The following is a 6662-nucleotide window of genomic DNA, read 5'->3' as shown; positions in this document are numbered from 1 at the left end:
CCCTACCCAGCTGGCTCCACTTCTACAATCAGCACAGGCGCCACTCCGCGATCGGAGCCCCACCCATCAGCAGACTCAACAACCTGCCTGGACATCACATCTAGCGCGTCTCGCCGCTGCCGCGCAAGGGGCAGGGCGGTTTTCGCGGGCGGTGGTTCGCTGGATGCATTCCGACCGGCTCGGAGCGGCCCCTGACGGCACGAGATCCACCGGTCCTGACGAAACGAGCACGATATGGGCTTCCTCGCGTTCCTCCTCCTCGGTCTCATCGCCGGCGCTCTCGCCAAGCTGATCCTGCCCGGCAAGCAGGGCGGCGGCTGGTTCATCACGCTGCTGCTCGGCGTCGTCGGCGCCCTGCTCGGCGGCTGGCTCGGCAGCGTGCTGTTCGGTGTCGGCCTCGAAGAGTTCTGGGACCTCAGCACCTGGCTGCTCGCCATCGGCGGCGCGATCATCGTGCTGCTGATCTACGGCCTCATCACGCGCAACAGCCGCCGCACCGCCTGACGCGGCCGGCCGGCCGGCCCGTCGAAGCGCGCATCGCGATCTACTGGGGGGATCTCGATGCGCGCTTCGCGCGTCTCACCGGCGCGACGCGAGGTCCTGCGTGCCGATGACCGTGAGCAGGCGGAGGCGGTCGGCGCTCTCACTGCCGGGGGCGGCGGTGAGCACGAGGAGCGTCTGGCCCTGCTCGGGGTCGATGAGGAACTGGCACTGCAGGTGCATGATGCCGACCTCGGGATGCTGGAGGCGCTTCTCGCGCGGGTGGACGCTGCGCACCTCGTGCTCCGCCCAGAGCTCGGCGAACTCGGGGCTCTCCGCGAGGAGGGCGTCGACGATCGCGGCGGCGCGCGAGTCCGGCCCCTGCGTCGCCAGGTACGAGCGGATGTCGGCGGTGAACGCCCGCGAGTGCAGCGGGTGGTCCTCGGCCGGGTAGACGTCGCGCGCCGAGGCATCCGTGAACCAGCGGTAGCCGACGCTGCGCGCGAACCCCTCGAAGCGGGTTTCGTCGCCGAAGAGGGCGCGGGCCGCGGCGGTCTGCGCGAGCGTCTCGCCGAGGCCCGTCATGACCTGGGCGGGCGTGTCCGCGAGGCGGTCGAGGATGCGCATGAGGCCGGGGGAGACGTGGTCGCTGCGCAGCGCGGTGCGGGCGGGCGCCGTGTGGCCGGCCAGCCGGAACAGGTGGTCGCGCTCCTCGAGGGTGAGCCGCAGGCCGCGGGCGATCGCGGCGAGCATCTGCTCCGACGGCTGCGGCCCGCGACGCTGCTCGAGCCGGCCGTAGTAGTCGACCGACATGTCGCACAGCGCGGCGACCTCCTCGCGGCGGAGCCCGCTCGTGCGGCGACGGGGTCCGCGTCGGAGGCCGACGTCCTCCGGCTGCAGCGCCTCGCGGCGGCGCCGGAGGAAGTCCGCCAGCTGTTCCCGATCCATGCACCGAGTCTCCGAGACGCGGCCGGGCGCAACAAGGGAGCGCGGATCCCCGTCTGCGGGAGAAGTTCCTCGCACCGAGCCCGTCAGACCGCCGCCCGCACCCCGGTCAGCCGCTCCGAGAGCTCCCACACGCGGCGGGCGTCGTCTGCGCTGCGCAGGCGCGAGTACACGGGCTGCTCGGCGGGCGGGCCGCCGAGGTGCCGGAAGCCGCTCGGTCCGTAGAGCCGGCCGCCCGAGGCATCCGGGCTCGTCGCGGCGTACACGGCCGAGAGCGCGGCCGAGGCGGGCGTGCCGACGAGGATGCCCCGGCGCGAGAGCGCGCGGATGACCTTCACCGCCGTGGTGTCGCGGCTGCGGCCCATGCCGGGCTGCGCCGCGAGCAGGTTGGTCGGCGTGATGCCGGGGTGCGAGAGGTTGCTGCGGATGCCCCACCCGGCGGCCGCGGCCCGGCGATCGAGCTCCATCGCGAAGAGGCCGAACGCGATCTTCGAGGAGCTGTACGCCCGCATCGCGTCGTAGCCGCGGGACCAGTCGAGGTCGTCCCACGCGACCGCGCCCTGGTCCGCGGCGACGCTCACCTGGCTCGTGACGTGCCCGCCCGCGGCGGCGAGGAGCGGCAGCAGCCGCGTGGTCAGGGCGAAGTGGCCGAGGTGGTTGGTGCCGAACTGCAGCTCGAAACCGTCGGCCGTGAGCCGTCGCTCGGGCGGCGTCATCACCCCGGCGTTGTTGACGAGCAGGTCGAGCGGCCGGCCCTCCTCGAGCAGCCCGCCGGCGAGGGCGGCGATCGATTCCAGCGACGCGAGATCGAGTTCGCGGACGTCGAGGCGCGCACCCGGGGTGCGCGAGCGGATGCGGCTCGCGGCATCCTCGCCCTTCGCGCGGGTGCGCACGGGCATGATCACCTCGGCGCCGGCGCGCGCGAGACGGGCGGCGATCTCGACGCCGACGCCGTCGCTGGCGCCCGTGACGAGCGCGAGTCGCCCGGTGAGATCGGGGACGTGGATGTCGAGCTGCTTCGGCATGTCGGATGCTCCGTTCGATCGCTTTCCCTCCATGCTCGGCGCCGCGGACGGCGGTGTGCAGGGCCCCTCGAGGCGGGGACCGGCGATCCCACCCAGGGCGCGGCCGAGCCGCCTGGGGAGGAGTGGACGCGGGAGGCATCCGGGGGACCTACCCTGTTGGCATGGCACCCGTTCCGCGGCGCACGGCCGCACTCTCCCGCATCCCGTCGACGACGCGCCGGGGGGCGAAGACCGGGTTCGCCCTGACGATCGCCGCCGCCGTGACGATCGGGCTCGGGGCGTGCACGCCCGGCGACGGCGGGGACTTCGGGGACGGCGGCGACTTCGCCGACGACGGCTGCACGAGCGTCGTCGTCGCGACCTCCTCCGAGAAGGTCAACATGCTCGACGCCCTCGCCAAGGCGTTCAAGGAGTCGCCCGAGCACGAGGCGCTCGCCGAGTGCGCGACCGTGCGGCCCGTCAACGTCTCCTCGGGCGACGCGACGCGCTTCCTCACCGCGGGCGGCGACTGGCCCGAGGAGGACACGCGCCGCTGGCCGACCCTCTGGTCGCCCGCCTCCACGGTGTGGACCGAGCGCGTGGCCGCCGCGGCCTCCCCGGCGCTCGTCGGCGAGCCCGTCTCCTTCACCCACACGCCCGTCGTCTTCGGCATGCCGGAGACCATGGCGAAGGCCCTCGGCTGGCCCGACGCCGAGATCGGCATCTCCGACCTCGAGGCCCTGTGCCAGGACCCCGCCGGCTGGGGCAGCGTCGGCAAGCCCATCTGGGGCTCGTTCAAGATCTCCAAGACGAACCCGAACACCTCGACCACCGGGCTCTCGGCGATCCTCATGCAGTCGTACGAGGCATCCGGCAAGACGGCCGATCTCACCGCTGAGGACGTCGCCGCGGCCGAGGAGTTCTCGCGGGTGTTCGAGGAGTGCGTCATCCACTACGGCGACACGACCGGCAAGGTGCTGACGACGCTCTACGACGAGACGCAGAACGGCGCCGGCGGCTCCGGTTACGTATCGGCCGTCGCGCTCGAGGAGACCTCGCTCCTCAACTACAACCAGGGCAACCCCGACTCGCACACCGTGCAGCCCGGCGAGACGCTCACCCCGCCCCAGGAGAAGCTCGTCGCGATCTACCCCTCGGGCGGATCGATGTGGTCGGACAACCCCGTGACCGTGCTCGGCGCGGACTGGGTGACCCCCGAGCAGCACACCGCCGGCGAGGCGTTCGTCGAGTTCCTCCAGACGGCGCAGGCGCAGGCGATCCTGCCCGAGTACGGCTTCCGCCCGCTCGACGCCTCGGTGCCGCTCGGCGACCTCTTCACCGAAGAGTACGGCGTCGACCCCGCCGGCCCCGCCGTCACGCTGCCTCGGCCGGACGTCGCCGTCGTCTCCGCGGCGATCGACCAGTGGACGCAGATCCGCAAGCCCTCCTCGGTGCTCGAGGTCATCGACATCTCCGGCTCGATGGACGAGCAGATCGGCGACGGCCGCACCCGGCTCGACGGCGCCATCGAGGGCGCGCAGTCGACGCTCGGCCACTTCCGCTCCACCGACGAGGTCGGCATGTGGGCGTTCACGACCGACGTCGAGTCGTCGGCGGGCAAGAACCTCCTCGTGCTGCGCGACGTCTCGCCGCTCGGCTCCGAGGGCGAGGCGCTCGCGACCTCGGTCGACGACCTCCGCTACGCGACCCGCGGGGGCACGCCGCTCTACGACGCGATCGCCGTCGCCTACGACGAGATGGTCGAGCGCGCCGAGCCGGGCCGCATCAACGCGATCGTCGTGCTCTCCGACGGCGAGGACACCGACTCGACGATCTCGATCGACTCGCTCATCGCGAAGATCAGCGGCAGCGCGGGGGAGGGCGGCGGCGATTCGCCCGTGCGCATCTTCCCGATCGCCTACGGCGAGGGCGCCGACACGACCGCCCTCCAGCGCATCGCCGAGGCGACGGGCGGCCAGTGGTTCGACGCCTCCGACGCCGCGAAGATCGACCTCGTGTTCGCCTCGGTCATCAACAACTTCTAGGGGGCGCGAATGGAAGCCGGACTCTCCGCCGCCGCCGCCGAGGGGTACGTCGACGACGCCGCGCAGGCGCTGCAGGGCTCGCACGTCTTCGTCTCGGCGGAGGTGAGCGGAGCGTCGGAACTGCAGGGCGACCTCACGGTGCAGATCGGCGACGACTCGATCGCGGTCGCGGTCTTCTCGGACAACGCGGCGCTCGAGGCATCCGGCCCCGACATCGTGGCTCAGCTCGCCGAGCAGACCTCGTACGACACGATCATCGTCGCGGTCGGCGACGATCTGTCGGCGGGATCGCGGGTGCTCGAAGCCGGCGAGGCGATGCGGATCGCGAACCAGGCGGAGTCGGGCGCCGACGGCGTCGACGCCGCGCTCGCCCAGACCGTGCAAGGCGTGCAGGCCGCCGAACCGGCCTCGTCGTCGGGCGGCGATGCGGGGATCGGCGTGGGCCTGGCGATCGGTGCCGCCGTCCTCGTGGCGGCCGCCGGTGCGGCGTTCGGCGTCATCCGCTCGCGCCGCAAGCGGAGCGCCGAGACGGGCGGACGCATCCCCGACCCGATCCGCCGGGATGTCGCCGCGCTGCGGCACCTCAGCGACGCCTACTGGCAGGTCGGCCGCACGGGCAACGCGATCGCCGCCCAGACGGCGCGCGATGCGTCGACGATCGCGGAGAACGTCGAGGAGTTGTTCACCCGGCTCGCCCGCAGCGGCGCCGAGCAGCAGGGCATCGCGGCGATCGAGTACGACGCGACGCTGCGCAAGCTCACGGCGGCCCTCGACCGCGACTACCTGCTCGATATCCTCACCCACCCGCACCTCTGGGACGACCCGGAAGAGCGGGTGAACGAGGTGCGCGGCGCCGTCGAAGCGGTGTCGGCCGAGATCGTGCAGAACATCAAGCAGGTCAACGCCCGGCGCGGCCTGCACTTCCAGGTCTCGCTCGACGGCCTCATCGGCGGTCGCAAGGAGCTGCAGGAGTGGGAGCGGGAATTCGAGCGCGCCGCGGGCGACGAGGACGCCCCGCCGGAGCCGCCGCGCTGAGACCGCGGACGCGTGCCTAGGCGCGGGCGGGCGCCTTAGCAGGATGCTCGACGACGAGGTTCTCGGATGCCCAATCGCCGAGTTGCGCGAGCACGGGGATGAGCCGCTCGCCGGCGGTCGTGAGCGTGTAGGTCACGGTCACGGGCGGGCCGGGGTGCACGTCGCGGATCACGAGGCCGATGCCGCAGAGTTCGCCGAGCCGGTCGGAGAGCATCGCGTCGCTGATGCCGGCGACCGCCTTGCGGATGGTGACGAACGAGCTCGCACCCTGGCTCAGCGCATCGAGGATGACGCCGTTCCAGCGCTTGCCGAGCACCGAGAAAGCGAGCGTGATCGCCGCGTCGCACCGGGGTGCGACGAGGGCGGGATCGCTCGCTCGTTCGGTCATCCCCCGATCATACTGTGCTAGCGTCCTCCGAGTCGCTCAATTTTCCAGAGCGCCTCGGAAAACGATCGGAGTCACATGTCCACCCTGTTCCGCCTGGACGCGAGCATCCTCCCCGGCACGAGCGCCTCCCGCGCGCTCGGCGACCTCGTCGAAGCCGAATGGACCGGCGCCCGCCCCGAGTCGGCGATCGTCCGCCGCGACCTCGCCGCCGACCCGGTGCCCGCGACCGCCTGGCAGAACGCCGTGACCGGCGGCTTCGTCGCCGAGGGCGACCGCACCGAGGCGCAGGTCGAGGCGCAGGCCCTCGCGACTGCCTTCGCCGACGAGCTCATCGACGCCGACGCGCTGCTCTTCACCGTGCCGCTCTACAACTACGGCGTCTCGCAGCACTTCAAGACCTGGTTCGACCTCGCGTACACCGACCCGCGCATCGACCCGACCGGAACGGCGCTCCGCGGCAAGCCCGCGACCCTCGTCACCGTGCTCGGGGGCAACTACAACCCCGGTTCGCCCAAGGAGGGCTGGAACCACTCCACCGAGTGGCTGCGCCGCGTGCTCGGCGACGTCTGGGGCCTCGACCTCCGCGTGGTCGAGCGCGCGTTCACCCTCGTCGGAGTGAACCCGGCCCTCGACTCCTTCACCGACGTCGCGAACGAGCTGAAGGATGCCGCCGAGCAGGCCGCGCGCGAGGCCGGGCGCGAGCTCGCCGCGCCGGCCGCCCGGGCCGCCTGAGGCATCCGCATCGCCGGGCGCGAGCTCGCCGCG

General features: G+C 72.5%; 7 protein-coding genes and 1 pseudogene. 5 read left to right on the top strand and 3 right to left on the bottom strand.

What is annotated here, in order from left to right:
• Positions 1 to 104 (top strand): annotated as a pseudogene (locus GB864_RS17550) (IS481 family transposase); the annotation flags it as partial.
• Positions 105 to 234: 130 nt separating this feature from the next.
• Positions 235 to 504, top strand: coding sequence for a GlsB/YeaQ/YmgE family stress response membrane protein (locus GB864_RS17545; protein WP_160426985.1), 270 nt, complete (start codon positions 235 to 237; stop codon positions 502 to 504).
• Between the two features lie 75 nt (positions 505 to 579).
• On the opposite strand, the gene GB864_RS17540 is transcribed toward GB864_RS17545, so the two are convergent.
• The gene (locus GB864_RS17540) at positions 580 to 1428 is read right to left on the bottom strand and encodes a helix-turn-helix transcriptional regulator (RefSeq protein WP_160426984.1); all 849 of its coding nucleotides are present in this window, start codon (positions 1426 to 1428) and stop codon (positions 580 to 582) included.
• 83 nt (positions 1429 to 1511) lie between these two features.
• A complete protein-coding gene (locus GB864_RS17535; protein ID WP_160426983.1) occupies positions 1512 to 2450 on the bottom strand; it encodes an SDR family oxidoreductase in 939 nt (312 codons plus the stop codon).
• A gap of 161 nt (positions 2451 to 2611) precedes the next feature.
• Here GB864_RS17535 and GB864_RS17530 point away from each other — a divergent pair, with 161 nt between their 5' ends.
• Positions 2612 to 4474, top strand: coding sequence for a substrate-binding and vWA domain-containing protein (locus tag GB864_RS17530; RefSeq protein ID WP_160426982.1), 1863 nt, complete (start codon positions 2612 to 2614; stop codon positions 4472 to 4474).
• Positions 4475 to 4483: 9 nt separating this feature from the next.
• Entirely contained in the window at positions 4484 to 5509 is a 1026-nt protein-coding gene (locus GB864_RS17525; RefSeq protein ID WP_160426981.1) for a hypothetical protein, read from the top strand.
• 16 nt (positions 5510 to 5525) lie between these two features.
• On the opposite strand, the gene GB864_RS17520 is transcribed toward GB864_RS17525, so the two are convergent.
• Complete coding sequence (locus GB864_RS17520; RefSeq protein ID WP_160426980.1) at positions 5526 to 5897, bottom strand: winged helix-turn-helix transcriptional regulator; 372 nt, start codon at positions 5895 to 5897, stop codon at positions 5526 to 5528.
• Between the two features lie 75 nt (positions 5898 to 5972).
• On the opposite strand from GB864_RS17520, the gene GB864_RS17515 reads away from it, so the two are divergent.
• On the top strand, positions 5973 to 6629 hold the full coding sequence (locus GB864_RS17515) for an FMN-dependent NADH-azoreductase (RefSeq protein ID WP_160426979.1): 657 nt from the start codon (positions 5973 to 5975) through the stop codon (positions 6627 to 6629).
• Positions 6630 to 6662 lie beyond the last annotated feature (33 nt).

The sequence above is a fragment of the Agromyces seonyuensis genome (genome assembly GCF_009789225.1).
In the GTDB taxonomy this organism is placed as follows: domain Bacteria; phylum Actinomycetota; class Actinomycetes; order Actinomycetales; family Microbacteriaceae; genus Agromyces; species Agromyces seonyuensis.
The sequence above is the reverse complement of the archived record's forward strand: the minus strand, read 5'-3'. Positions and strand labels throughout refer to the sequence as shown.

What these genes read in the sequence shown, in the direction of transcription:
- GB864_RS17515 (WP_160426979.1), top strand. Translation starts at nt 5,973, where the DNA reads ATGTCCACCCTGTTCCGCCTGGACGCGAGCATCCTCCCCGGCACGAGC.
- GB864_RS17520 (WP_160426980.1), bottom strand. Translation starts at nt 5,897, where the DNA reads ATGACCGAACGAGCGAGCGATCCCGCCCTCGTCGCACCCCGGTGCGAC.
- GB864_RS17530 (WP_160426982.1), top strand. Translation starts at nt 2,612, where the DNA reads ATGGCACCCGTTCCGCGGCGCACGGCCGCACTCTCCCGCATCCCGTCG.
- GB864_RS17540 (WP_160426984.1), bottom strand. Translation starts at nt 1,428, where the DNA reads ATGGATCGGGAACAGCTGGCGGACTTCCTCCGGCGCCGCCGCGAGGCG.
- GB864_RS17535 (WP_160426983.1), bottom strand. Translation starts at nt 2,450, where the DNA reads ATGCCGAAGCAGCTCGACATCCACGTCCCCGATCTCACCGGGCGACTC.
- GB864_RS17525 (WP_160426981.1), top strand. Translation starts at nt 4,484, where the DNA reads ATGGAAGCCGGACTCTCCGCCGCCGCCGCCGAGGGGTACGTCGACGAC.
- GB864_RS17545 (WP_160426985.1), top strand. Translation starts at nt 235, where the DNA reads ATGGGCTTCCTCGCGTTCCTCCTCCTCGGTCTCATCGCCGGCGCTCTC.